Genomic DNA, 23,103 nt, shown 5'->3' with positions numbered 1-23,103 from the left:
GCGCACTCGCTCAGTTCCATCGCCAAGGACGCGGTCGTGGCGACGATGGATGAAGGCGTGGCGTTCGATCGCTTTGCGATGCCGCAGGACGTCAGGTTGGACGTACTGGATCCTGCGAAGCAACTCGTGGCTACTGGAAGCGGCATGCTCCAGCCGGGGCAGACGCTGGTCATCAACGGTGCCACCGACGTTTACGACTTCCATTCGGCGCTGCCTGACTGCCTGGTGATGAAGGCCATGTCGCCGGTCAAGCGCGACTTCACGTGGTCATTCGATCGGTCCACCCTGAGGGCGTGGAATATCTCCAGCGCCAACCAGGTCGATGACCAGCTGATGACGGCCCTGGATGCCCTCGGAAACCTTGGTGATGCCAAGGTGGCGTCGACGGTCGAAAGGTTCTTGGGCGCCAAGAGCCACCACGTCCGCTGGAAAGCGCTGCAGGTCCTCAATGAACTGGCACCCGAGCTGGCGCTGGCGGCATTCGAGCCGTTTCTCAACGATCCGCATCCTCACATCAGGGCCGCCGCCAACCGGGCGGTGAACCAACCATGGCGATCAGTCTCTATCCCCGCACCACCGACGTCATGGGGCCGTCAGAGTTCCTGGACCATGCCGCGCGCCACGTCGATCCGGAATCGGACGAAAGTATCGTCGCAGCAGCCGACGCGCTGGCGATGCTCAGCAATAATCGAACCTTCCTCGTCGACTTCGTCAACGACTACCTGCGCGCGGAAGTCCTAGGCTCTGGTCACGGGTTCTACAGCATGCAAAGCGCGCTGCTGGGCCAAACCGAAGATGGAATCTTCAAGTTGCGCGCCAACTTCTGGGCCCCGGTGCGCACCAGCGGCCGTGCCGGCGAGGACGAAGCCGCTCTGCTGTCCTACCAGCTGGCGCACGACCACAACTTTCCGTTCCTGACCGTGGGTTACCACGGCCCAGGATACGAAACCGTCATCTACGAATACGATGCGCAGTCAACAACCGGATATCCCGGCGAGCAGGTTGGCCTCACTTTCCTGGAAAGGACGACGCTCGACTGCAGCAAGGTGATGTTCTTCAGGCCCAGCAAGGACATCCACATCCAGCTGCCGCCCCAGTCCTTTTCGGTGTCCCTGAACCTATTGGTGCATCGGAAGGACAATCCTCTGATTCCGCAGTATGTCTTTGATGTCAAGCGGGAGCTGATTACAGGGTTCGTCGACTCGATCGACAACCTTCGCGTCAAGTTCATCGAAGTTGCCGGCAAGTTCCACAATGCCGAAATGATCGACCTGCTTCGTGAAACAGCCCGGGAACATCGTTGCATGCGCACCCGTAGCACGGCGATCCGCAAGCTCCTCCAGATCGACCGTGGGGATATGGACAGGACCCTCGCCCTGGCGCGAACCTTGCCGGCACACCTGCAGCCCGCCGAGCCTCATGCCTAAGCGCAAGACCACATTGCGGTTTGCCCTGCTTGGGCTGTCCGTGGCGACGTTCGCCTTGGCCTATTTCGCACCGGATGCATTGGTCAGCCGGGTACTGAAGACGGTCAAGTGGGGAGCCATGGGAGGGTTCCTGCTTTTTGAACTGGCTGTCGTCGCGTGGATATTCCGCTGGGTGTTCCGCGAAACGGCGGAGGAGAGTGAGCGTCGCATTTCCGGGGAGCTACGATGGCTCCCCGAAGGTGTGGTGCGTTCTCTACTGATGACCGAGGTTCGGGTCTGGTTGTATGGCCTGAAGCGCTCGCGCCCGGGCCAGTGGGAGGGAGTCAACTTCTCCTACGCAGCGCAGGGCGACAACGCGCAGATGCAGAAGATTTTCATCTTCCTGATGCTGATCGAGCTGCCGATCGCGCACTTCTTCCTGGGTTTCATCGTCAGTGATTTCTGGCGCTGGGTGATCTTCTTCCTGTCCATGTATGCGGCCTTCTGGCTGTTCGCCGAGTGGCGAGCGACCAAGCTGCGCCCCATCTCTGTGCTCGACGAGGCGGTGCACGTGCGCTACGGCGTGATGCACAGTTTCGTCATACAGCTCAAAGAGATCGAGCGCGTATCCAGCGCCAGCATCGTTGATGCCCACCAGTACCCGGTCAAACTCGTTGGATTCGGCGCGCCAAACGTGGGTCTGGAACTGAATGTCCCGGTGCAGACGGTGTTTGGACGATCCGCGTCCAAGTTGGCGCTAGGGCTGGACCAGCCCGGGCAGTTCATCGACTTGCTCAGGGAGCGATTGCGCTTGTTGGAATCGCAGGGCGATGACGGAATCGCGCGAACCTCGTCGCCGGGGGGGCTTCAGTGCTCCCAGCCGAGCCCGAGGTAAAGCTTGGAGATCGCCCTCCGGGCCGATCAGCGGAACAACTTGGCATGCGGCCTTCGAGCTTACGGTGGCGAATGGCCCATTCACGATGGTGCGCACGCGCATCGACCTGGTGTTCGATCCCACGCCGGCGCAGCGTGTTCCATTACGCGCCGCGCGGGTTCATGCCGAAGCGCGGATGTTCGAGTCGCGCGGGGATGACGACGGCGACGTGGAGGCGAATGCGGGTCTCGGCCCACCACCCGGCATTCGACAAACTGGGGACGTAGGGCGGGTCTTGACCCGCCATCCGGGCGACCCATGCGGCGGGCCAAGGCCCGCCCTATAGCGTCTCCGCAGCAGCCGGCGTACGGGCCTTCGCGATCGCACGCAGGGCGATGATCAGCACGCCGCCCAGCACCATCGCGCCGCCAATCCACAGGCGTGGACCCGGTCGGTCGCCCCAGAAGGCAATACCCAACGCAATCGCCAGCACCGGCACCAGCAGAAGCCACGGGGTGACCTGCGCGACCGGGTGGCGCTGCACCAGGACGTAGAACAGGCCGTGGCCAAGCAGTGACGCGACGAACGCCGCGTAGATCGCGCCGAACCATGCGACGGCGCTGACGTACGGCAGGTTCGCGATTCCGCCGGGTTCCAGCCACGCGCTGATCGCGAACAGCGGCAGCACGCTGATCAGCGCCATCCAGCCTTGCTGGCTGAACACGTCCAGCCCGCGCAGCCCCTTCATCAGCACCGTGCCGATGGCCAGGAACAGCGCCGACACCAGCATCAGCAGCAGCGACATCGGCCGGTCCAGTACCAGCGGATCGAAGCCCAGCACCAGCACGCCGGCGAAGCTCACCGCGATCGCCAGTCCGGTGCGCCAGGCGAAGCGTTCGCCCAGCACCCACCACGCCAGCAGCGTCGTCATCGGCACGTAGCTCTGCATCACGATAGCGGGCGACGACAGGTCGCCGGCAAGCTTGAGCGCGGTGAAGCTCAGGCCGAAATGCAGCACGCCCACGCACAGGCACACCGCAAGCAGCCGAGGCCATTGCCCGGCCGGCGGACGCTTGATGAAGAACACCAGCGGCAGCGCAAGAAACCCGAAACGCAGCGCGGTGAACAGGAAGGGCGGGATCTCGCGCAGCGCCGTCGCGGAGGTGAGGAAGTTGCCGGCCCAGGCGACGCAGATCAGCAGGACGAGGGCGAGGTCGCGTGCGGGCATGGGCTGTGTTGCTCGTGGTGATGCTTCATGTCGGCCGTCATTCACGCCTGGCCCGCTGTGCGGTGATCGCTTGAATGCGGATGACGAAAAGATGCAGGTGGGATGCGCTGGCTTCGGGCCTCGCGCAGCGCGTCAACGGCGGCTGATTGCACTCAGTACTGCCAGCCCATCTTCCGGTACAGCTTCGCCACCACCCACGCTGGACCGATCAGCAGGTAGGTGAGGTCGGTGAGGAAACTCGGCTTGCGGCCTTCGATCTTGTGCCCTACGAACTGCCCGATCCACGCGACCACGAATACCGCTATCGCGAGCTGGAACAGTTGCGTAGTGCCGAGCCGGTCGTGCAGCCAGCGGGTGAGGAAGGCCATCAGCACGAACTGCGCCAGCATGCCCAACCCGAGCGGGCGCGAAGCGCGGTAATAGAACATCCAGGCCGCAAACATCGACAGCGCCGCCCACAGGCCCTGGCGGAACCAGGTGCCCGGCGAAGGCAGGCACCAAAGCAGGGCGACCACGCTCCACAGGATCGCGGGCACGCAGACCACGTGGATCAGCTGGTTGGTCGGGTTGCGATGATCGCTGGAGTAGCTGGCGAACCAGCGGTCGATGGGGCGTTCGGGGGAATGGGAAGCGGGTTCGGAAGCGCTCATGCGGATCTCCGGCAAGGGCATGCGTCAATGCGGGAGAGTATGCCCGACGGGCGCGGCGCATCAGCGATCGCCATGGAAGCGGCGGAAAAAGGCAACGCCCAGTGCGATGGCAGCGAACAGCAGGCTGGCTGCGAGCAGTTGGCCGAACGCGAACCGCAGCGTGATCGCGAGGATGAGCAACGCGGCGACGCCGATCCGGGCGCGATAGGTCGCGTCGGCCGCCAGCACGAACCACGCGCCCAGGCCCAGTCCGGCTCCCGCGGCAATCAGTTCATACATTCCCGGCATGCTCCCGGTGATGAGGGGCTGCTTCGCACCACGGGTCCCGGCGCAGCGCCGGGACCATGGCAACACATCAGTCGATGCTGATTCCCGCGAGCTTCTGCAGCGCCTCGGCGTAACGGGCGCGGGTGCGTTCGATCACTTCCGGCGGCAGGCGCGGACCGGGCGGGGACTTGTCCCAATCCAGCGTCTCCAGGTAATCGCGGACGATCTGCTTGTCGTAGCTCGGCGGGCTGGTGCCGACCTGGTACTCGTCCGCCGGCCAGTAGCGCGACGAATCCGGCGTCAGCATCTCGTCCATCACATGCAGGCGGCCGTCGGAGTCGGTGCCGAACTCAAACTTGGTATCGGCCAGCAGGATGCCGCGCTGCGCCGCGTAGTCGCGGGCAAAGGTGTACAGGCGCAGCGTCGCGTCGCGCACCTGTTCGGCGAGATCGGCGCCGACGGTCTTCACCACGGTGTCGAAGTCGATGTTCTCATCGTGGTCGCCCACGGCGGCCTTGGTCGACGGGGTGAAGATCGGTTCGGCCAGCTGTTCGGCCTGGCGCAGGCCGGAGGGCAGGGCGATGCCGCTGATGCGGCCGGTGCGCTGGTAATCCTTCCAGCCGCTGCCGATCACGTAACCGCGGGCGATGCATTCGACCGGTACGGGCTTGAGCCTCTTCGTCACGACCGAACGCTTCGTGTACACCGCAGGATCCACGCCGGCTGGCAGCACGTCGGCCACGTCTATCCCGGTGAGGTGATTGCGGATGATGTGTTCGGTCTCGCCGAACCAGAAGTTGCTGATCTGGCACAGCATCTCGCCCTTGCCCGGGAACGGGTCGGGCAGCACCACGTCGAACGCGCTCAGACGGTCGCTGGCGACCATCAGCAAGTAGCCGTCGGACGAGGATGGCGCGCCGCTGGGCAGGCGCTCGGTCGGCAGGTCGAAGACGTCGCGGACCTTGCCGCGATGGCGCAGGTGCAGGCCGGGGAGATCGGATTGAAGCAGCGTCGTGGACAACGTGTGGCCCTCGGATGGACTCGGCCCCGTCGCCAGCACCGCGCGCGCGGGCGCGACAGGGCCGGGCAGTGTACGCCGGTCGGGCGGGCCTTGCAGGTAAACTGCGCTCCTTCGCCACGCGACCCGTCTCCCGCACCGATGGCCCCCTTCCGATGAAGCGCTGGTACGGCAAATTGCTGGGGTTCATTGCCGGCGCAGAACTGCTCCGCGCCAATCCGCTGCTGGGCGCGTTGATCGGCCTGCTGGTCGGCCACGCCTTCGATTCGGACTGGTTCACGCTGCGCCGCGACAACCCCTATGCCGTGTTCGGCCTGACCGACGAGGCCAGCGACGCCGACATCGACCAGGCCTACCGCAGGCTGATCTCGCAGTACCACCCCGACCGGATGGCCGGCGCGGCGGTGGAGCTGCGTCGCCAGGCCGAGGCCAAGTCGCGCGAGATCAATTCAGCCTACGACCGGATCCGGCAGTTGCGGCGGAAGTAGGAATCGCCTTCGCGAGCTTGGCGAGGGATCGGCCGGCGACACAGCGCAACGGAACTGTTGAAGCCGCACCGGCGGCCGAAAGCAGCAAAACAACGAGCGCCTGGACGGATGCAAACAGCAAGCCCTCCCTGCGCCTCCAGGAAGAAGTACACCCTTCGCCTTCATTGAGCCCTGCCATGCAATCCACCGTCATCGCCCCGTCCATCCTTTCCGCCAACTTCGCCAAGCTCGGCGAGGAAGTCGACAACGTCCTCCAGGCCGGCGCCGACTGGGTGCACTTCGACGTGATGGACAACCACTACGTCCCCAACCTGACCATCGGGCCGATGGTGTGCGAAGCCTTGCGCAAGCATGGCGTGACCGCGCCGATCGACGTGCACCTGATGGTGGAGCCGGTGGATCGCATCGTTCCCGATTTCGCGAAGGCGGGCGCCACGCTGATCAGCTTCCACCCCGAAGCCAGCGCGCACGTGCATCGCACGGTGCAGCTGATCAAATCGCTCGGTTGCCAGGCGGGCCTGGTGCTCAATCCGGCGACGCCAGTGGAAGTGCTGGACTACGTGCTCGATGAGCTGGACCTGGTGCTGCTGATGTCGGTGAATCCCGGCTTCGGCGGCCAGTCCTTCATTCCGTCCGCGCTGACCAAGCTGCGTCGCGTGCGCGAAATGATCGACCGCAGCGGCAAGTCGATCCGCCTTGAAATCGACGGCGGCGTGAAGGCCGACAACATCGCGGAAATCGCTGCCGCGGGTGCGGACACTTTCGTTGCGGGTTCGGCGATCTTCAATGCGCCGGACTATGCGGATGTGATCCGTCGGATGAAGGCGGCGGTGGCCGGCGTGCGTTGAGGCGTGCGTTGAGCTGTTTCCCGTAGGGCGGGTCTTGACCCGCCACCCAAGGTGCGGACTCATTGCAGGCGGGTCGAGACCCGCCCCATGACAACGTGCGGGCTGTATTACTTCAGTGCAGTCGCCTTGCAGGGCGATGCGCGGCGACCAAAAAGAAAGCCGATGCCGCTTGCGCGACACCGGCTTCCTGGAAAATTGGAGGCAATCCCGCCTCCGCCCGTCATCCTTGAGAATGGACTCTCATACTCCGGGCGCGCGATGACATCCGTGTGACGAATCGCCATGAGCTGCCGGAGCGCGTCGTGGCCGGAACCCGGCGCGGGCGATGGCATACTGCCCCGCCGTCTCCAGCGCTTTCCGCCATGCAGCTCGACGCCGACCAGTTCCGCCAGCTCGCCGACGCCGGCCACACGCGCATTCCCGTTGTCCGCGAGGTCTTCTCCGACCTGGACACGCCGCTGTCGGTATACCTGAAACTCGCCGACGGCCCGCACACCTACTTGTTCGAATCGGTCGAAGGCGGTGAACGCTTCGGTCGCTACTCGATCATCGGCCTGCCGGCGCGACGCGTGTATGCCTTCGCCGGCCACACGCTGTTCGAGACCGAGGACGGCGAACTGGTCGCCAGCCGCGAGGTCGCCGATCCCTTCGCCGAAGTCGAACGCCTGCGCGCCGCGCACAGCGTGCCCAAGATCGAAGGCCTGCCCGGTTTCACCGGCGGACTGGTCGGCTGGTTCGGTTTCGAATGCGTGCAGTACATCGAGCCGCGCCTGGCTGGTGGCGACAAGCCCGACGAACTGGGCACGCCCGACATCCTGCTCATGCTCAGCGAAGAGCTGGCGGTGTTCGACAACCTCAAGGGTCGCCTGTACCTGATCGTCCACGCCGACCCGCGCGAGCCGCGTGCGTATGCGCGCGCGCAACGACGCCTGGACGAACTCACCCATCGCCTGCGCCAGGGTGGCCCGGGTTACCCGGAAACACGTGATCCCAATGGCCTGGAGGAAGGCGATTTCGTTTCCGGCTTCACCCGCGAAGGCTTCATCAACGCGGTGGAGAAGTCGAAGGAACTGATCCGCGCCGGCGACATCTTCCAGGTCGTGCTGAGCCAGCGCCTGAGCGTGCCGTACCGCGCGCGGCCGGTGGATGTGTACCGGGCGTTGCGTGCACTGAATCCTTCGCCGTACATGTATTTCCTCGATGTCGGCGGAACGCAGGTGGTGGGTTCGTCGCCGGAGATTCTTGTCCGCCAGCAGGGCGACGAGATCACCGTGCGCCCGATCGCCGGCACGCGCCCGCGCGGCGCCACCGTCGAGGAGGACCTGGCGCTGGAAGCCGAACTGCTCGCCGATCCGAAGGAACGCGCCGAGCACCTGATGCTGATCGACCTGGGTCGCAACGACGTTGGTCGTGTCGCACGGCCTGGCACGGTGGAAGTGGGCGAGCAGTTCGTGATCGAACGCTACAGCCACGTCATGCACATCGTCAGCGAAGTCACCGGCAAGCTGAAGGACGGCATGAGCTACGCCGACGTGCTGCGCGCGACCTTCCCCGCCGGCACGGTCAGCGGCGCGCCCAAGGTGCGTGCGCTGGAAGTGATCCGCGAGCTGGAACCGATCCGCCGCAACGTCTATTCCGGCGCCGTCGGCTACATCGGCTGGCACGGCGATGCCGATACCGCCATCGCGATCCGCACCGCCGTCATCCAGGATGGCCAGCTGCACGTGCAGGCCGGCGCCGGCATCGTCTACGACTCCGATCCGCAGAAAGAGTGGGAGGAGACGATGAACAAGGGCCGCGCGCTGTTCCGCGCGGTGGCCGAGGCGGCGCGGGGGCTGTAGGGCGTTTGTCGGGGAAATGGTCATCAGCAACCGGAAAGCCGTTACCGGCAAGGAAATATTCGGCTGACGGCAAGCCGTTGACGGCGAGCATCAAGCGCTAGGTGGCTAGCGAAGCGATAATCGGTGGCTGATGGAAGCCACTCGCGGCCATCATTTGCCGTCTATTGCCGCAAATTCCGTTCTAGCTTCTATCTGAACGGGCCGGATCGACTGGGTGAAACCCCCCGTTGCGGCCGTTGTCGTCCTCCCTCAACGTTTTATTCACAGAAGGCGCGGTTCACTGCGGCCAGCAGTACCGACCGATGCCAGTCGCGTGATCTCGAGGGAGTGCGCCATGCATCTGATTCCGGACAGCAGCATCAAAGCTCGCTTCGCGAACGGATTCGCACGATCAGTCGAACTGATCTGCCCGCACTGCAATGAGAAATCGATGTTCGAGGCGCGGCCCTGGCAGGAGCACGGGCGCCAGATCGTCGCCACGGAAATGACCTGCACCCGCTGCGAGTTCGAGGCACTGCTGGTGCAGCTGGTGGACGAGTTCGGCGGCAGCCGTCCCGGATCGCTCTACACCCATCCCCAGCCCGGTGGCCGCAAGCCGATGGCCGGGATCGAGCACCTGCAGGTGCTGTCCGGCCCGCTGGCGCGCAGTTACGACTCCGCGCTGAAGCTCTACAACCACGCCGAATGGGGCCCTGCCGCGCTGACCGTTCGGCACCTGCTGGAAGGCCTCGCCGCGCGGCTGCTGCCGGCGGACAAGCGCGAACAACCGTTGCCCCGCCAGCTGGACGCGCTGTCGCACGACGTCGACCTGTCCCGGCCGCTGCAGGACATCGCCCAGCTGATGGCCTCCGATGGTGCGTTCGGCCGCCATTTCGACGATGAAGCCGCGATCGACAAGGTCACCGCCCAGCACCTGATCGACCTGGCCGAACAACTGATCCAGTACCTGGTGGTGTCGCCCGGCGACATGGTCGACCTGAAGGGTCGCATCGCCACGGCGCCGGTGCCGTTGCGTCGCGGCAGCAGCGCGGGTTGAGTCCGCGGGTCAGTGCGCCGCGGCCGCGCCTGCAGGGCGGCCGCTCGGCCGCAGTTGCCGCCTCGGTACGCTGTGGCTCCGCCGCGGGAATGGCGGTGCCGGCGGCACTACCAACACCGGAGCGACACAGTCACCCCTTCGCCATTGCGCTGAACGCCCGATTCAACGCGTCCCCGCTCACCGCGGTGCCACCCAGTGACCAGCCACCGTCGACCGGAATCACCGCGCCGGTCACATACGCCGCCATCGGTGAAGCCAGCCACAGGCAGGCATCGGCGACTTCGCTGGCCTGCCCGAAGCGCCGCAGCGGGACGCTATCGCTGACCAGTTGCTCCAGTTGTGGCGTCGGCGCGAGGCGTTTCATGCCTTCGGTATCCGCGATCGGCCCCGGCACTACCGAATTCACCCGCACGCCGGCCGGTCCCCACTCCATGGCACCGACGCGGGTGATCATGTCGACGCCGGCCTTCGCCGCGCACACGTGCATCTGCAGTTCCATCGGCTGGAAGGCCTGCGGTGCGGAGATGTTGATCACGCTGGCGCCGGGCTTGCGCAGGAATTCGAATGCCGCGCGCAGCACGTTGAACGTGCCCAGCAGGTCGATGTCGACCACGGTGCGGAAGGCATTGGCCGACATGCCCAATGCGGGCGCGGGGAAATTGCCCGCCGCCCCGGACACCAGCACGTCGATCCCGCCACCGGCCTCGGATGCAGCGCGCAGGGCGGCTTCCACCGCCGGGTAATCGCGTACGTCGGCCGCGAAACCCGCCGCCTCCGAACCCAGCGCGCGCAGCCGTGCCACCGCGGCATCCACCTTGTCCTGCGAGCGCGAGAGCACGCTCACCCGGGCGCCGGCGCGGGCGAAGGCCTCGGCCACGCCCAGGTTGATGCCACTGGTGCCGCCGGCCACGAAGACGTGGGAATCGGAGAAAGAAATCGTCTGGGACATGGCGCGGCTCCGTCAGCAAGTGGCCGGCGAAATGTTCATAAGACCATGCGCCAGCGCAGGGCAGGCGCATACGATATCCTGCCGGCCCCATCCGCGCCCCCGAGCGGAAATGGAGCAAGGAGTCCCATGTTGTTGATGATCGACAACTACGACAGCTTCACCTTCAACCTCGTGCAGTACCTGCAGACGCTGGGTGCCGAGGTGAAGGTTGTGCGCAATGACGCGCTGACCGTCGAAGAGATCCGCGCCCTGGCGCCGGAACGCATCATGATTTCCCCCGGCCCCGGCACACCCGACCAGGCCGGCGTTTCGCTGGACGTGATCCGCGAACTGGGTCCGCATACGCCGGTGTTCGGCGTATGCCTGGGCCACCAGGCGCTGGGGCAGGTTTACGGCGGCGAAGTCATCCGCGCCAAGACCATCATGCACGGCAAGACCTCGCGCATCCGCCACGAAGGACGCGGCGTCTTCGCCGGACTGCCCGACAGCTACGAGGCCACGCGCTACCACTCGCTGGTGGTCCGCCGCGAAACGCTGCCCGACTGCCTGGACATCACCGCATGGACGGACAATGAGGACGGATCGTTCGACGAGATCATGGGCCTGCGCCACCGCGAATATCCGGTCGAAGGCGTGCAGTTCCATCCCGAATCGATCCTGACCGAACACGGTCATGCGTTGCTGAAAAACTTCCTCGATCGATAACTCGATCGATAAGTCGTAGGGCGGGTCTTGACCCGCCATTCGGAATCCCTCAACGCCAGGCGGCGGGTCGAGACCCGCCCTACGGAATCCGGAATGCCCATCACCCCACAAGAAGCCCTGCAGCGCACCATCGATCACCGCGAGATCTTCCATGACGAAATGGTCGATCTGATGCGACAGATCATGCGCGGCGAAGTCTCGCCGACCATGACCTCGGCGATCCTCTCCGGCCTGCGGGTGAAGAAGGAAACCGTCGGCGAGATCGCCGGCGCGGCAACGGTGTTGCGTGAGTTCGCGCTGCCCGTGCAGGTGGCCGATCGCGACAACCTGGTCGACATCGTCGGCACCGGCGGCGATGGCGCGCACACGTTCAACATCTCCACCGCGTCGATGTTCGTCGTGGCAGCGGCCGGCGCGAAGGTTGCCAAGCATGGCAACCGCAGCGTTTCGTCGAAGTCCGGCAGCGCCGACGTGCTTGAAGCGCTGGGCGCGAACATCGAGCTGCAGCCGACGCAGGTCGCGCAATGCATCGAGCGTTGCGGCATCGCCTTCATGTTCGCGCCCGTGCACCACCCCGCGATGAAGGCTGTCGCGCCGGTGCGCCGCGAGATGGGCGTGCGCACGATCTTCAACATCCTGGGGCCGCTGACCAATCCAGCCGGCGCGCCGAACATCCTGATGGGCGTGTTCCATCCGGACCTCGTGGGCATCCAGGTGCGCGTGTTGCAGGAGCTGGGTGCGCAGCGCGCGCTGGTGGTCTGGGGGCGCGACGGCATGGATGAGATTTCGCTCGGCGCCGGCACGCTGGTCGGCGAACTGCGCGATGGCGTGGTGCACGAATACGAAGTGCATCCGGAGGATTTCGGGATCTCCATGGCGGCCTCGCGCAACCTGCGCGTTGCCGATGCCACCGAATCGAAGGCGATGCTGCTGGGTGCGCTGGACAACAAGCCCGGGCAGGCGCTGGAGATCGTCGTACTCAATGCCGGTGCGGCGCTGTATGTCGCAGGCGTCGCCGATTCGATCGCCGATGGCATCGTACGTGCGCGCGAGGCGATCGCATCCGGAGCGGCGCGGGCCAAGCTGGAGCAGTTCGTGGCGGCTACGCAGCAACTGGCAGGCGCATGAGTTTCTCCCTCCCTTTCGCGTAGCGAAGGGGAGGGCCGGGGAGGGGTGGCGAGCGCTGTAGCGCGAGTGCACTTGTTGTTGTTCTTGCATTCGAGGCGACAAGAACAAAAGCACCCCTCCCAACCCTCCCCTTCGCCTGCGGCGAAAGGGAGGGAAGTACAACAACCGCACGAATGACACTGGACACCAATGGACACAGCGTTCGCGAAATTGCCCGAGCCGCCTTACTTCGCGGTGATTTTCTCCTCGCAGCGCAACGGCGAAGACGAGGCCGGATACGAGGCGGCCGCCCAACGCATGGTGGAACTTGCTGCGACGCAGCCGGGGTTCCTGGGTGTCGAGTCGACGCGCGGCGCGGACGGGTTCGGCATCACGGTGTCGTATTGGGAGAGCGAAGCGGCGATCGGCGCGTGGAAGCACCAGGCCGAGCACGCCGCCACCCGCGCCCACGGTCGCAAGCACTGGTACGAATACTTCGAGTTGCGGGTGGCCAAGGTCACCCGCGCTTATGGAAAGCCCGCCCACCGCTAGCGGTGGGCAACGGGGTAGAGGAATGCCGCGCGGGCGGCCGGAGATGGAAACCGCGAAGCTCCTCATCAGCGTCTGCGCGCCCCACGCAACCCCAGCATCACCAGGACTAGAATTCACGCCATGAGCGACATCCTCAACACCATCCTCGCCCGCAAGGCGGAGGAAATCGAACAACGCAGCCGCGTGCGATCGCTGCAGGAACTGCGCGATCGCGCCCAGGGGCAGTCGACGCCGCGCGGCTTCGTGCGCGCGATCCGCGAGAAGATCACCGCTGGCGACGCGGCCGTGATCGCCGAAGTGAAGAAGGCCAGCCCATCCAAGGGCGTGATCCGTCCTGATTTCCGCCCGGCGGACATCGCGCGCAGTTACGAGGCGGGCGGCGCGGCCTGCCTGTCAGTGCTGACCGACGTGGATTTCTTCCAGGGCAGCAACCTGTACCTGGGCGAGGCGCGCAACGCCTGTTCGCTGCCGGTGATCCGCAAGGATTTCATCGTCGATCCGTACCAGGTGTACGAGGCCCGCATGATCGGCGCCGACTGCATCCTGCTGATCGTCGCCGCGTTGGAAGACGATCGCATGATCGAGCTGGCCAACCTGGCCGGCCAGCTGGGCATGGACGTACTGGTCGAAGTCCACGACATCGACGAACTCGAACGCGCGCTGCAGACCGATTGCGAGCTCATCGGCGTCAACAACCGCAACCTGCGCACGTTCAACGTCTCGCTCGACACCACGCTGGAGCTCAAGGACGCGGTGCCGCGCGATCGCATCCTCGTCACCGAAAGCGGCATCGCCACGCGCGACGACGTCACGAAGATGCGGGGTGCGGGCGTGGATGCTTTCCTCGTCGGCGAGAGCTTCATGCGCGAGCCCGATCCGGGCGCGGCATTGCGGCGCCTGTTTGCCTGATCGAGGTGGCGAGGGGTCTGCAGTACCCGCAGTGGTGATTCGAAATCCCGTACAGGGGCTGTTGTCGCGACGTGCCCGCGGATTCATCATGGCAGGCCGCTGCTGCGCGCGCTAAGTCGCGCCGGCCGCGTCGCAGCGAACCGCAACGATAACAACGGGAACCGGAATCCATGAGCATCAAGGGCCGCCAATATCCGAGAGCCCAGGCCGGCGCCCCGCTCGTGGTGTTCGACTTCGACCACACGTTGTATGACGGCGATTCCGGGTCGCACCTGATTGCCTGGCTGATCCGCCGGGCATGGTGGCGGCGCCTGCTGGCGCTGCTGGTGGCACCGGTGGCGGGGCCGATGATCGCGCACCTGCCCACGCGCCGGCGTGGCGTCGGCATCTTTGTCTGGATCGGTACGCTGGGCCTGCATCGTCCGCGCGACCTCGACGCGATTGTCGACCGCTATGTTTCCACGCACGCCGAACAGATCCGACGGCGGCTGCTGCCGATCGGCATCGATGTGCTGCACAGCCACCGTGAAGCCGGCGATCGCGTCGTGATCGCAACCGGCGCACCGCCGGAACTGGCCAAGGCGATCCTGTCTTTTGTCGCGCACGAGGGCGTGCCGGTCGTCGGCACCGAACTCGGGCCGCGCCTGGGCGGCCTCACGGCGCGCCGGCATTGCCACTATGCGATGAAGATGACGATGCTGCGCGAGGCCGGCTTCGTCGACGAAGTTCTCGTGGCGTATTCGGACAGCACCGCCGACCTGCCGCTACTCAAGGCTGCGCGCAAACCGGTGGTGGTAAATCCGCAGCGTCGCAGCATCGAGACATTCCGCCGCGAGTTGCCCGCCGCTACGCCGATCCTCAATTGGGGATGCGGCAAGCGTGGTGGCGACACGCCGTAGGGCGGGCTTTAGCCTGCCATCCCGGCAGCGTCGTTAGTCGCGTCGAAGTTTGCTGTCGAAGTCGGCGGGTTAAACGAGAAGGCCGAAAGCAGCCATCACCGTACGAGGAATCGGCGGGTCAAGACCCGCCCTACGTTCCCTGAAGACGGCGCCTTCAATCCCGCGCCGGCACGCTCATGTCGGCGAAATATTCCGCCAGCGTGTGCTCGGCGTAATCGCGGAACTCGCCCGCATCGAGGAAGCGGCCGTGGCAGTTGGTGCAGCTCTCGAACCAGATGTGCGGCTGCTGCGGATCGACCATGCGGATCAGCGGCAGGTTGCCGCAGGCCGGGCAGTTGATCCGGTCGATGCGGTTGTGGTGCGCGCCGACGGCGGCATCGCCTGTGTCGATTTCGTCCGCGGCGTCCTTGAGCAGCTCGTGATCAAGCGCTTCGAACCAGAGTCCCTGGCAGGACGTGCAGCGCTGCGCATGGAAGGCGAGGTGGGTGACGCGCTCCATCGCGCTATGGCATTTCGGGCATTGCATGGTCGATCGGTTCCAGGGGCGGTGCGCGGCTCAGTCGCCGAGCAGCTTGATGAAGTGGCGCGAACCTTCGGCGTAGCCACACGACTGGTAGAAGGCGTGGGCGCCTTCGCGGCGCACGTTGGTGGTCAGTTCCATCCGCACCGCGCGGGCCTGGCGGGCGATGGCTTCAGCCTCGCGCAGCAGGCGCCGGCCGACGCCCTGGCGGTTCGCCTCGGGTGCGACGACAAGCGCGGTGATGCGGGCCTGGTCGGCGTCGCGGGTGATGGAGTAGCGGATGTCGAGCGCAACCAGGCCGCATACGTCGGCGGCCGATTCGGCCAGCAACAGGTACAGGCGCGGTTCGTGCAACACGCGAGAGATGCGTTCGGCGGCCTCTTCGCGCGTGCACGGATAGCCCAGCTCCGAGAGCAGGACGGCGACATCGGCTGCGTCGCCGATCTGGGCAGGACGGATCGTCAGCGTTGCGTCGGCGGAGCCGCCCAATGCGTGCATCGGTGCGGCGGGCCGGTCAGCGGGTGCCGTAGAGGACGACGGTCTTGCCGCGCGCGTGCAGCTTGTTGTCGGCCTGCAGCTTCTTCAGCACGCGGCCGGCCATCTCGCGCGAGCAGCCCACCAGGCGCGAAAGCTCCTGGCGCGACACGCGGATCTGCGTGCCTTGCGGGTGGCTCATGGCCTCGGGTTCCTTGGCCAGATCGTGCAGGGCGCGGACGATACGGTCGGTGACGTCGAGGAAGGCCAGGCGACCGGCCTTGCGGCTGGTGTCCAGCAGGCGGCGGGAGATCTGCGCGCCGATCTGGTACAGCAGCTTCGGGGCGTCGGTGGCCAGGCGGGTCAGCAGCAGGTCGTAGAAGCGCTCGTGGCCGATTTCGGCCAGTTCGCACGGGGTGCGGGTGCGCAGGACGACTTCGCGGTGGTCGCTTTCGACGAACAGGCCCAGCTCGCCGATGAATTCGCCCGGGCCCAGGTAGCCCAGCACCAGCTCACGGCCGTCGTCTTCCTCGGTGATGACGCTGACCGAGCCGGAGATGAGGTAGTAGATGGTGTTGGCCGGGTCGCCAGGACGGAACACGTCGGTACGCGACGGGTAGCGGCGGCGGTGGCAATGCGCGAGGAAGCGATCGATCGTCGCGCTGTCGGGCATCAACGGGCTGTTGGTTTTGCGCAGTGCGATCACGGGGTCAACCAGGGGGGAAGTCATCAGGGAATAGGGCAAGCCGTCAGCCCCGAGCTTAGGCCCAAGGCGCGACAGGGGCAAATAGTGCCGGAAATTGCCGCTGGAGGTCAGGCCGCCCCGGCAGACAGGCACAAACCGTGCGCCAGCTCCGGATTTTTCGGCTCAGGGGGCTCGGGCCAGGGAGCACGCGTTGGCCCCGCCAAACCGATTGCCGCATAATCGCGCCCTTGCAAGCGCGGCCCCCTGCCGCCCGACCTGGACACTACATTGGTCAAGCCGCTGCCGCGCCTGAAGCTCCAAGGCTTCAACAACCTCACCAAGGCGCTCTCGTTCAACATCTACGACGTGTGCTTCGCGGCGTCGGAAGAGGAGCGCAAGCGCTACATCGAGTACATCGACGAGGCATACAACGCCGACCGCCTGACCCAGATCCTGACGGACGTGGCGGACATCATCGGCGCCAACATCCTCAACATCGCGCGCCAGGACTACGACCCGCAGGGCGCCTCGGTGACGATCCTGATCTCCGAGCAGCCGGTGATCGACAAGGCCGACGCCAAGGGCGTGATCTCGGAAGCCGTGGTCGCGCACATGGACAAGTCGCACATCACCGTGCACACCTATCCGGAAACCCATCCGGACAACGGCATCGCGACCTTCCGCGCCGACATCGACGTGGCGACCTGCGGCGTGATCTCGCCGCTGAAGGCCCTGAACTATCTGATCGAGAGCCTGGAATCCGACATCGTGGTGATGGATTACCGCGTCCGTGGCTTCACCCGCGACATCAAGGGCAAGAAGCACTTCATCGACCACAAGATCAACTCGATCCAGGACTACCTGGCCAAGAACATCAAGTCGCGCTACGAGATGCTCGACGTGAACGTCTACCAGGAAAACATCTTCCACACGAAGATGCACCTGAAGGAATTCGACCTCGACACCTACCTGTTCGAGGAGAAAGCCAAGAACCTGTCGTTCAAGGAACGCATGAAGATCGAAGCGCGCCTGAAGCGGGAAATCGAGGAGCTGTACCACGGGCGCAACCTGGTCGATTGACCGGGTCTGCGTTTCGCGAAAAAGGCCGGCATTTGCCGGCTTTTTTGTTTGCGTTGGTCGCGTAGGCTGGTCTTGCCCCGCCACTCCTTGGTGGCGCCGCTTCCGGTCGGTGCGGATGATGGGTCCCCGCCGCTCCTGGTCGGTGCGAACGGCGGGTCAAGACCCGCCCTACACGCGGTAGGCGACTGTCTTCATCAGCTTCGACGCCAGCGCCATCAACGTCGGCACCGGCTGCGGCAGCGTGCGCGCGCCTTGCGCCTGCGCGTTGTCAGCGTGACGCGCTTCGTCGGCCTTCATCGTTTCCAGGATCGCGCGGCTGCGGGCGTCGGCGACGGGCAGGGTCTGCAGGTGTTCGTCGAGGTGGGCTTCGACCTGGCGCTCGGTTTCGACCACGAAGCCCAGGTTCCAGCCATCGCCGCGGAGGCCGGCGAGCGCGCCGATCGCGTAGCTGCCGGCGTACCACAGCGGGTTGAGCAGGCTGGGACGGCTGTCGAGTTCGTCGAGGCGTTGCGCGCACCACGCGAGGTGGTCGGTTTCTTCCTGTGCGGCTTCGAGCAGATGCGCGCGCGTGGCTTCGTCGCGGGCGACGGCGGCCTGGCCGACGTAGAGCGCCTGCGCGCAGACCTCGCCGACATGGTTGATGCGCATCAGGCCGGCGGCGTGGCGGCGTTCGCTGTCTTCCAGCACAACGTCGGCCTGGGCCAGCGATGGATTGGCGCGCTGTGCCGGCGGGGCGCCGAACACCGTGTCGAGCGCGTTCTGGACGTCGACCAGCAGGCGGTCGATCGGAGTGAGGGCGCGGGGCGTCATGCGGTCCAGTTTAGGACGAGTGCTGCGGGCATGCGATGCCGAGTCATCGTTCGGTCACGTATCGACATGCGCCTCTTCAACTCTTCCTTAGTCGGCGGGCACCAGAAAAAGGACTGACGTGACCTGCTCGGCAGGCGCTGACCCGGTCGGCCGTTGCGGCTTCAGGCGAGCTGGCCGGCGAGGAATTCCAGCGGATGCTGCACCGGCAGCGCTGTCGCGTTGGCGAAGTGCAGCCGGCAGCCGATGTTGGCGCTGAGCAGTCGCGTGGCGCCGCTTCGTTCCAGTTGCGCCAGCAGCGGTGCGCGGAATTCGGCCGCGCGCGTCGGGTTGGTAAGCATCTGCGTGCCGGCGGCACCGCAGCAGCCGTGGCCGGCGGTCAGTTCGACCACCACCAGGCCCGGCACCCGAGCCAGCAACGCGCGCACTGCCGCGACGGACTTCACCATGTTGCGCTGGGTGCAGGGCAGGTGCAGGGCAACACGCTCGCCTGACTCGCGAAAGTGCAGGGCGTCGACGTGGGTCGACAGCCACTCGATGGCGTCCAGGGTCCGGTTGCTGCCGGCGAGCGCCTGGGCGACGGCCTCGTGGCAACCGCTGGCGAGCGTGAGCACCGTGTCGGCGTCGGCGAAGGCCCTGCGATTGGTTCCGGCCATGCGATCGCGTGTTGCGGTGTCGCCACCGTGCGCATGGGCCGTTCCGCAGCAGCCCTGGCCCACCGGGGTGTTCACGCCGACGCCGATCGCAGCGCCGAGACGGATAAAGGCATCGCGCAACGGCGCCTCGTACGCGCGGGCGATGCAGCCGGTAAACAGCGCGACGCTTCGGGAGCGGCGGGGGCCAGTATCGAGGGAGATGGTTTCTGTGCTCTGTCGCGGCGACCGAGCCGCGCGTCCCGGCGGGCGGGGAAGCAGGCGGAGCGCGCGAGGCAGCACGGGGTAGCCCGGCCGGTACAGCCACAGGGCCACGGCGAGCAGCCGCGGACGCGCCATCAGCCCTTCGGCCAAGCGCTGCCGCCATCCGGGTGTGCGCCGCTGGCGTTGTCGCTGGCGCGCCTGGACCAGCAGTTCGCCGTACTGGACGCCGGCGGGGCAGACGGCTTCGCAATTGCCGCAGCCCAGGCAGTGGTCCAGGTGCGCGTCGCCGGCCGGGGTGGGTTCGACCGTCCCCAGCGCAAAGGCGCGGGCGAGGGCGATCCGGCCGCGCGGGGATTCGGGTTCCAACCGCCCGAGGCCGTAGGTCGGGCAGGCCGGCAGGCACAGTCCGCATTGGACGCAGCGGTCGGCCAGGGCCACCAGCGGGTCGGTGGAAGGGAGGCGGGAAAGGGCGGTCATCGCGGCTGAATGTAACAATCCGGCCTTCACCGACTTCCTGAGCGCTGGGCGGGTTGCGCAGCCCCGGCCTGCCCGCTATCATTCCGCCTCTTTTGCTCCATCCCCAAACGCGAGGCGACGTTTCCGCCGGTCGATCCTTCTGGATCCCGCGCGTGAAACCAGCCCGACCATGTACCCCTGAACAGAGCAGTCATGAAGACTTTCACCGCAAAGAATGAGACCGTCCAGCGCGACTGGTACGTGATCAACGCCGAAGGCAAGACCCTCGGCCGCCTCGCTTCCGAGCTCGCCCGCCGTCTGCGTGGCAAGCACAAGCCCGTCTACACCCCGCACGTCGACACCGGCGATTACCTGGTCGTGATCAACGCCGAGAAGATCGCCGTGACCGGTAACAAGCTGCAGGACAAGATGTACTACCGGTTCACCGGCTACATCGGCAACCTGAAGTCCGAAACCCTGGGCCAGGCGCTTGAGCGCCACCCGGAGCGCGTCATCGAGATCGCCGTGAAGGGCATGCTGCCGAAGAACCCGCTGGGCCGCGCGATGTACCGCAAGCTCAAGGTCTACAAGGGCACCGAACATCCGCACGCCGCCCAGCAGCCGCAGCCGCTCGACTTCTAAGGCATCCAGAACATGGCACTCCAGCAGAATTACGGCACCGGCCGTCGCAAGTCCTCCACCGCCCGCGTGTTCCTGCGCAAGGGCGATGGCAAGATCACCATCAACCAGCGTCCGATCGATGAGTTCTTCGGTCGCGAGACGGCGCGCATGATCGTGCGCCAGCCGCTCGAACTGACCAAGTCGACCGACAAGTTCGACGTCGTCGTCACCGTTGCCGGCGGCGGCATCACCGGCCAGGCCGGTGCGATCCGCCTGGGCATCTCGCGTGCCCTGGTCGAATACGACGAAACCCTGAAGAACGAGCTGCGCAAGGCTGGCTTCATGACCCGCGACGCCCGCGAAGTCGAGCGTAAGAAGGTCGGTCTGCACAAGGCACGTCGTGCCACCCAGTTCTCGAAGCGCTAATATTCGAGGCTGTAGATTCACACCAGATCTTCGAAAGTTTTCCACAGCCCCGTCGCCAAGCGGTAAGGCACCTGACTCTGACTCAGGCATTCGGTGGTTCGAATCCATCCGGGGCTGCCAGATCCAAACAAGAAACCCGCCGAAAGGCGGGTTTTTTGTTGCTCGCCATTCGGGGCGTGGGTGGCACGCAGCATTGATACGTTGACCGTTGGGGGCGTCGCCCCGAGCGTCGCGAGGAGCCGGGCAGACGTGTTGTCCTGACGTCCGCCGTTTCGCGATGGCGAGCGTCACCATCACGACACCAAGCGAGTCGACGAGCTCTCGCACCGCGCGGATATCGCCGTCGTCCCTGTTTCCTGTTCGTCCCTTCGCGCCCACACTTACCTGCACCGCGCTCCAATTCGTTACAATTGCAACCAATTACACCAGTGGTTGATCCCCGGAGTTCCAGATGAAGCTTGGTTCCCTCAAGGAAGGCGGCCGCGACGGCACGCTGATCGTTGTCTCCCGCGACCTGAAGCGCGCCGTGAAAGCCACCGGCATCGCCGACACCCTGCAGCGCGCGCTGGAAGACTGGTCCAACACCGCGCCGCGGCTGAACGCGTTGTCCGATGCGTTGAACGAAGGCAAGGCCGCCGGCGCGTTCGACCTCGACCTGCAGGCCCTCGCCGCGCCGCTGCCGCGCGCCTATGAATTCGTGGACGGCAGCGCCTACCTCCCGCACGTCGAACGCGTGCGCCGTGCGCGTGGCGCGGAGGTGCCGGAAAGTTTCTACGTCGATCCGCTGATGTACCAGGCAGTGAGCGCCGGCTTCTACGGCCCGCGCGATCCGGTGCGCGTGGTCAGCGAGGACTACGGCATCGACCTCGAAGCCGAAGTCGTGATCGTCACCGACGACGTGCCGATGGCGGTGACGCCCGATGCGGCGGCGGCGCACATCCAGCTCGTCGGCCTGGTCAACGATGTCTCGCTGCGCAACCTGATCCCCGCGGAACTGGGCAAGGGCTTCGGTTTCCTGCAGTCCAAGCCGCGTTCGGCGCTGAGTCCGGTATTCGTCACGCCCGATGAGCTCGGCGAGGCCTGGAACGACAGCAAGGTCCACCTGCCGCTGCTGACGCACATCAACGGCGAATGGTTCGGCGCACCCGAAGCGGGCGTCGACATGCAGTTCAACTTCGCCCAGCTGGTCGCGCATGCGGCGAAGACGCGGCCCCTGTCGGCCGGAACGATCGTCGGTTCGGGCACGGTGGCCAATAAGGACACCAGCCTGGGTGCATCGTGCTTCGCCGAACGCCGCACCGTGGAAACGCTGGAAACCGGCAAGCCGATCACGCCGTTCATGTCGTTCGGCGACACCGTGCGCATCGAGATGAAGGCGCGCGACGGCAGCGACATCTTCGGCGCCATCGAGCAGCGGATCGAGAAAGCGTAACGCGACGCGAAGGTACGGCGGCATCTCGCCGTCGCTTCCTGCATTCCAGCGGGCAGGGTGCTCGCTGGAGTACATACGACGTCGGCTCGCGCGCGCCGCACGGCGGGCCAATGCCTCCTTCCGGCGCCGCAGCATGCTCCTGCCCGCGGGGCGATGCTAAGGTGCCCCGGTAGTGACGGGGACGCCGGCGATGCCGGCAAGACAGGACATGCAGGACACCGGGCGCGCGCGCATGAGCGATCAATTGCGGCTGTATTCCTACTGGCGTTCCAGCGCCGCGTATCGCGTACGCATCGGGCTGAACCTGAAAGGGCTGCCGTACGAGATCGTGCCGGTGCACCTGCTGCGCGACGGCGGGGAGCAGCACAGCGACGCGTACCGCAAGGCCAACCCGCAGGGGCTGGTGCCGGTGCTGCAGCACGGTGGACGGCAGCTGCGGCAGTCGCTGGCGATCCTGGAATACCTCGACGAAACCTGGCCCGAGCCGCCGTTGTTGCCGGCGACCGCGCGCTCGCGCCAGCGTGCGCGTGCGCTGGCGCAGGCAATCGCGTGCGACGTCCACCCGCTCAACAACCTACGCGTCCTGCAGTACTTCGAGCACGAATGGAACGTGCCGCAGCCCGAACGCGAAGCCTGGGTGCGGCACTGGATCAGCGAAGGCTTCAACGCCATCGAAGCCATGCTCACCGACCACCTTTCCACCGGCCAGTTCTGCGAAGGCGAAGCCCCGAGCATCGCCGATTGCTGCCTGGTGCCGCAGGTCTACAACGCGCGCCGGTTCGGCGTGGACATCGCGCAATACCCGACGATCGAGCGCATCGAGAAGGCATGCCTGGAATTGCCGGCGTTCGACCTGGCGCGACCGGAGCGGCAGCCGGATAGACCGGAGTAACGCCCAGTCCTGCTTTACCGATGTCGTGACCCGGAGTTCGTAGCGCCGCGCCGCAGACAGCGGACGCTCAAGCGCC

Annotated in this window: 26 protein-coding genes and 1 tRNA gene; 17 read left to right on the top strand and 10 right to left on the bottom strand. The window is 65.9% G+C overall.

Annotated elements, in window-relative coordinates; translation table 11 throughout:
- The first annotated feature begins 45 nt into the window (after positions 1-45).
- Entirely contained in the window at positions 46-741 is a 696-nt protein-coding gene (locus tag ACYVD7_RS02305; protein ID WP_460758756.1) for a HEAT repeat domain-containing protein, read from the top strand.
- 678 nt (positions 742-1,419) lie between these two features.
- Positions 1,420-2,301, top strand: coding sequence for a hypothetical protein (locus tag ACYVD7_RS02300; RefSeq protein ID WP_460758630.1), 882 nt, complete (start codon positions 1,420-1,422; stop codon positions 2,299-2,301).
- A gap of 319 nt (positions 2,302-2,620) precedes the next feature.
- On the opposite strand, the gene ACYVD7_RS02295 is transcribed toward ACYVD7_RS02300, so the two are convergent.
- The 4 genes from ACYVD7_RS02295 to ACYVD7_RS02280 form a co-directional block, all read right to left on the bottom strand.
- Positions 2,621-3,508 carry a DMT family transporter gene (locus ACYVD7_RS02295; RefSeq protein ID WP_460758628.1) on the bottom strand — a complete coding sequence of 296 codons (888 nt, stop codon included), beginning with the start codon at positions 3,506-3,508 and terminating at the stop codon, positions 2,621-2,623.
- Between the two features lie 152 nt (positions 3,509-3,660).
- Positions 3,661-4,158: an Mpo1 family 2-hydroxy fatty acid dioxygenase gene (locus ACYVD7_RS02290; RefSeq protein WP_460758626.1), complete on the bottom strand. Its 498-nt coding sequence runs from the start codon at positions 4,156-4,158 to the stop codon at positions 3,661-3,663.
- A gap of 60 nt (positions 4,159-4,218) precedes the next feature.
- Positions 4,219-4,437, bottom strand: a complete 219-nt coding sequence (locus tag ACYVD7_RS02285) for a hypothetical protein (RefSeq protein WP_460758625.1) — start codon at positions 4,435-4,437, stop codon at positions 4,219-4,221.
- A gap of 76 nt (positions 4,438-4,513) precedes the next feature.
- A complete protein-coding gene (locus tag ACYVD7_RS02280) occupies positions 4,514-5,446 on the bottom strand; it encodes a phosphoribosylaminoimidazolesuccinocarboxamide synthase (protein ID WP_460758623.1) in 933 nt (310 codons plus the stop codon).
- 152 nt (positions 5,447-5,598) lie between these two features.
- On the opposite strand from ACYVD7_RS02280, the gene ACYVD7_RS02275 reads away from it, so the two are divergent.
- From ACYVD7_RS02275 to ACYVD7_RS02260, 4 genes are all read left to right on the top strand, one after another.
- Positions 5,599-5,931: a J domain-containing protein gene (locus tag ACYVD7_RS02275; RefSeq protein WP_460758621.1), complete on the top strand. Its 333-nt coding sequence runs from the start codon at positions 5,599-5,601 to the stop codon at positions 5,929-5,931.
- A 176-nt stretch (positions 5,932-6,107) separates the two neighbouring features.
- Positions 6,108-6,779 (top strand): ribulose-phosphate 3-epimerase, encoded by a 672-nt coding sequence (gene rpe, locus ACYVD7_RS02270; RefSeq protein WP_460758620.1) that lies wholly within the window; start codon positions 6,108-6,110, stop codon positions 6,777-6,779.
- Positions 6,780-7,141: 362 nt separating this feature from the next.
- Positions 7,142-8,620: an anthranilate synthase component I gene (gene trpE / locus ACYVD7_RS02265; RefSeq protein WP_460758618.1), complete on the top strand. Its 1,479-nt coding sequence runs from the start codon at positions 7,142-7,144 to the stop codon at positions 8,618-8,620.
- 334 nt (positions 8,621-8,954) lie between these two features.
- Positions 8,955-9,656 (top strand): hypothetical protein, encoded by a 702-nt coding sequence (locus ACYVD7_RS02260; RefSeq protein WP_460758616.1) that lies wholly within the window; start codon positions 8,955-8,957, stop codon positions 9,654-9,656.
- Between the two features lie 130 nt (positions 9,657-9,786).
- Here ACYVD7_RS02260 and ACYVD7_RS02255 read toward each other — a convergent pair whose 3' ends face one another.
- Positions 9,787-10,605 carry an SDR family oxidoreductase gene (locus ACYVD7_RS02255; protein ID WP_460758614.1) on the bottom strand — a complete coding sequence of 273 codons (819 nt, stop codon included), beginning with the start codon at positions 10,603-10,605 and terminating at the stop codon, positions 9,787-9,789.
- Positions 10,606-10,731: 126 nt separating this feature from the next.
- Between ACYVD7_RS02255 and ACYVD7_RS02250 the strand changes: the two genes are divergently transcribed.
- The 5 genes from ACYVD7_RS02250 (at position 10,732) to ACYVD7_RS02230 (ending at position 14,777) form a co-directional block, all read left to right on the top strand.
- Entirely contained in the window at positions 10,732-11,310 is a 579-nt protein-coding gene (locus ACYVD7_RS02250) for an anthranilate synthase component II (RefSeq protein WP_460758613.1), read from the top strand.
- Between the two features lie 93 nt (positions 11,311-11,403).
- Positions 11,404-12,438 (top strand): anthranilate phosphoribosyltransferase, encoded by a 1,035-nt coding sequence (gene trpD / locus ACYVD7_RS02245; RefSeq protein ID WP_460758611.1) that lies wholly within the window; start codon positions 11,404-11,406, stop codon positions 12,436-12,438.
- A 189-nt stretch (positions 12,439-12,627) separates the two neighbouring features.
- Entirely contained in the window at positions 12,628-12,969 is a 342-nt protein-coding gene (locus ACYVD7_RS02240; protein ID WP_460758610.1) for an antibiotic biosynthesis monooxygenase family protein, read from the top strand.
- A gap of 120 nt (positions 12,970-13,089) precedes the next feature.
- Complete coding sequence (trpC, locus tag ACYVD7_RS02235; RefSeq protein ID WP_460758608.1) at positions 13,090-13,878, top strand: indole-3-glycerol phosphate synthase TrpC; 789 nt, start codon at positions 13,090-13,092, stop codon at positions 13,876-13,878.
- Positions 13,879-14,048: 170 nt separating this feature from the next.
- A complete protein-coding gene (locus ACYVD7_RS02230; protein ID WP_460758606.1) occupies positions 14,049-14,777 on the top strand; it encodes a haloacid dehalogenase-like hydrolase in 729 nt (242 codons plus the stop codon).
- Between the two features lie 154 nt (positions 14,778-14,931).
- On the opposite strand, the gene ACYVD7_RS02225 is transcribed toward ACYVD7_RS02230, so the two are convergent.
- The 3 genes from ACYVD7_RS02225 to crp are packed head-to-tail and all read right to left on the bottom strand — an operon-like array spanning position 14,932 to position 16,444.
- The gene (locus tag ACYVD7_RS02225) at positions 14,932-15,303 is read right to left on the bottom strand and encodes a zf-TFIIB domain-containing protein (protein WP_460758605.1); all 372 of its coding nucleotides are present in this window, start codon (positions 15,301-15,303) and stop codon (positions 14,932-14,934) included.
- 30 nt (positions 15,304-15,333) lie between these two features.
- Positions 15,334-15,795, bottom strand: a complete 462-nt coding sequence (locus tag ACYVD7_RS02220) for a GNAT family N-acetyltransferase (protein WP_460758603.1) — start codon at positions 15,793-15,795, stop codon at positions 15,334-15,336.
- Between the two features lie 16 nt (positions 15,796-15,811).
- Positions 15,812-16,444 carry a cAMP-activated global transcriptional regulator CRP gene (crp, locus tag ACYVD7_RS02215; RefSeq protein ID WP_460758754.1) on the bottom strand — a complete coding sequence of 211 codons (633 nt, stop codon included), beginning with the start codon at positions 16,442-16,444 and terminating at the stop codon, positions 15,812-15,814.
- A gap of 300 nt (positions 16,445-16,744) precedes the next feature.
- Here crp and speD point away from each other — a divergent pair, with 300 nt between their 5' ends.
- Positions 16,745-17,536: an adenosylmethionine decarboxylase gene (speD, locus tag ACYVD7_RS02210; RefSeq protein ID WP_460758602.1), complete on the top strand. Its 792-nt coding sequence runs from the start codon at positions 16,745-16,747 to the stop codon at positions 17,534-17,536.
- 168 nt (positions 17,537-17,704) lie between these two features.
- On the opposite strand, the gene coq7 is transcribed toward speD, so the two are convergent.
- Entirely contained in the window at positions 17,705-18,346 is a 642-nt protein-coding gene (gene coq7, locus ACYVD7_RS02205) for a 2-polyprenyl-3-methyl-6-methoxy-1,4-benzoquinone monooxygenase (protein ID WP_460758600.1), read from the bottom strand.
- A 161-nt stretch (positions 18,347-18,507) separates the two neighbouring features.
- A complete protein-coding gene (locus ACYVD7_RS02200) occupies positions 18,508-19,707 on the bottom strand; it encodes a (Fe-S)-binding protein (protein ID WP_460758599.1) in 1,200 nt (399 codons plus the stop codon).
- A 162-nt stretch (positions 19,708-19,869) separates the two neighbouring features.
- On the opposite strand from ACYVD7_RS02200, the gene rplM reads away from it, so the two are divergent.
- From rplM to maiA, 5 genes are all read left to right on the top strand, one after another.
- The gene (gene rplM / locus ACYVD7_RS02195) at positions 19,870-20,298 is read left to right on the top strand and encodes a 50S ribosomal protein L13 (protein WP_460758597.1); all 429 of its coding nucleotides are present in this window, start codon (positions 19,870-19,872) and stop codon (positions 20,296-20,298) included.
- A gap of 12 nt (positions 20,299-20,310) precedes the next feature.
- On the top strand, positions 20,311-20,703 hold the full coding sequence (gene rpsI, locus ACYVD7_RS02190) for a 30S ribosomal protein S9 (protein WP_460758595.1): 393 nt from the start codon (positions 20,311-20,313) through the stop codon (positions 20,701-20,703).
- A gap of 45 nt (positions 20,704-20,748) precedes the next feature.
- A tRNA-Gln gene (locus ACYVD7_RS02185) sits at positions 20,749-20,823 on the top strand.
- Positions 20,824-21,154: 331 nt separating this feature from the next.
- Entirely contained in the window at positions 21,155-22,135 is a 981-nt protein-coding gene (locus ACYVD7_RS02180; RefSeq protein ID WP_460758594.1) for a fumarylacetoacetate hydrolase family protein, read from the top strand.
- A gap of 232 nt (positions 22,136-22,367) precedes the next feature.
- Positions 22,368-23,027, top strand: coding sequence for a maleylacetoacetate isomerase (gene maiA / locus ACYVD7_RS02175; protein WP_460758753.1), 660 nt, complete (start codon positions 22,368-22,370; stop codon positions 23,025-23,027).
- The last annotated feature ends 76 nt before the right edge of the window (positions 23,028-23,103 follow it).

The organism is Lysobacter fragariae, assembly GCF_054779775.1.
This window is presented reverse-complemented; position numbering and strand designations above follow the sequence as displayed.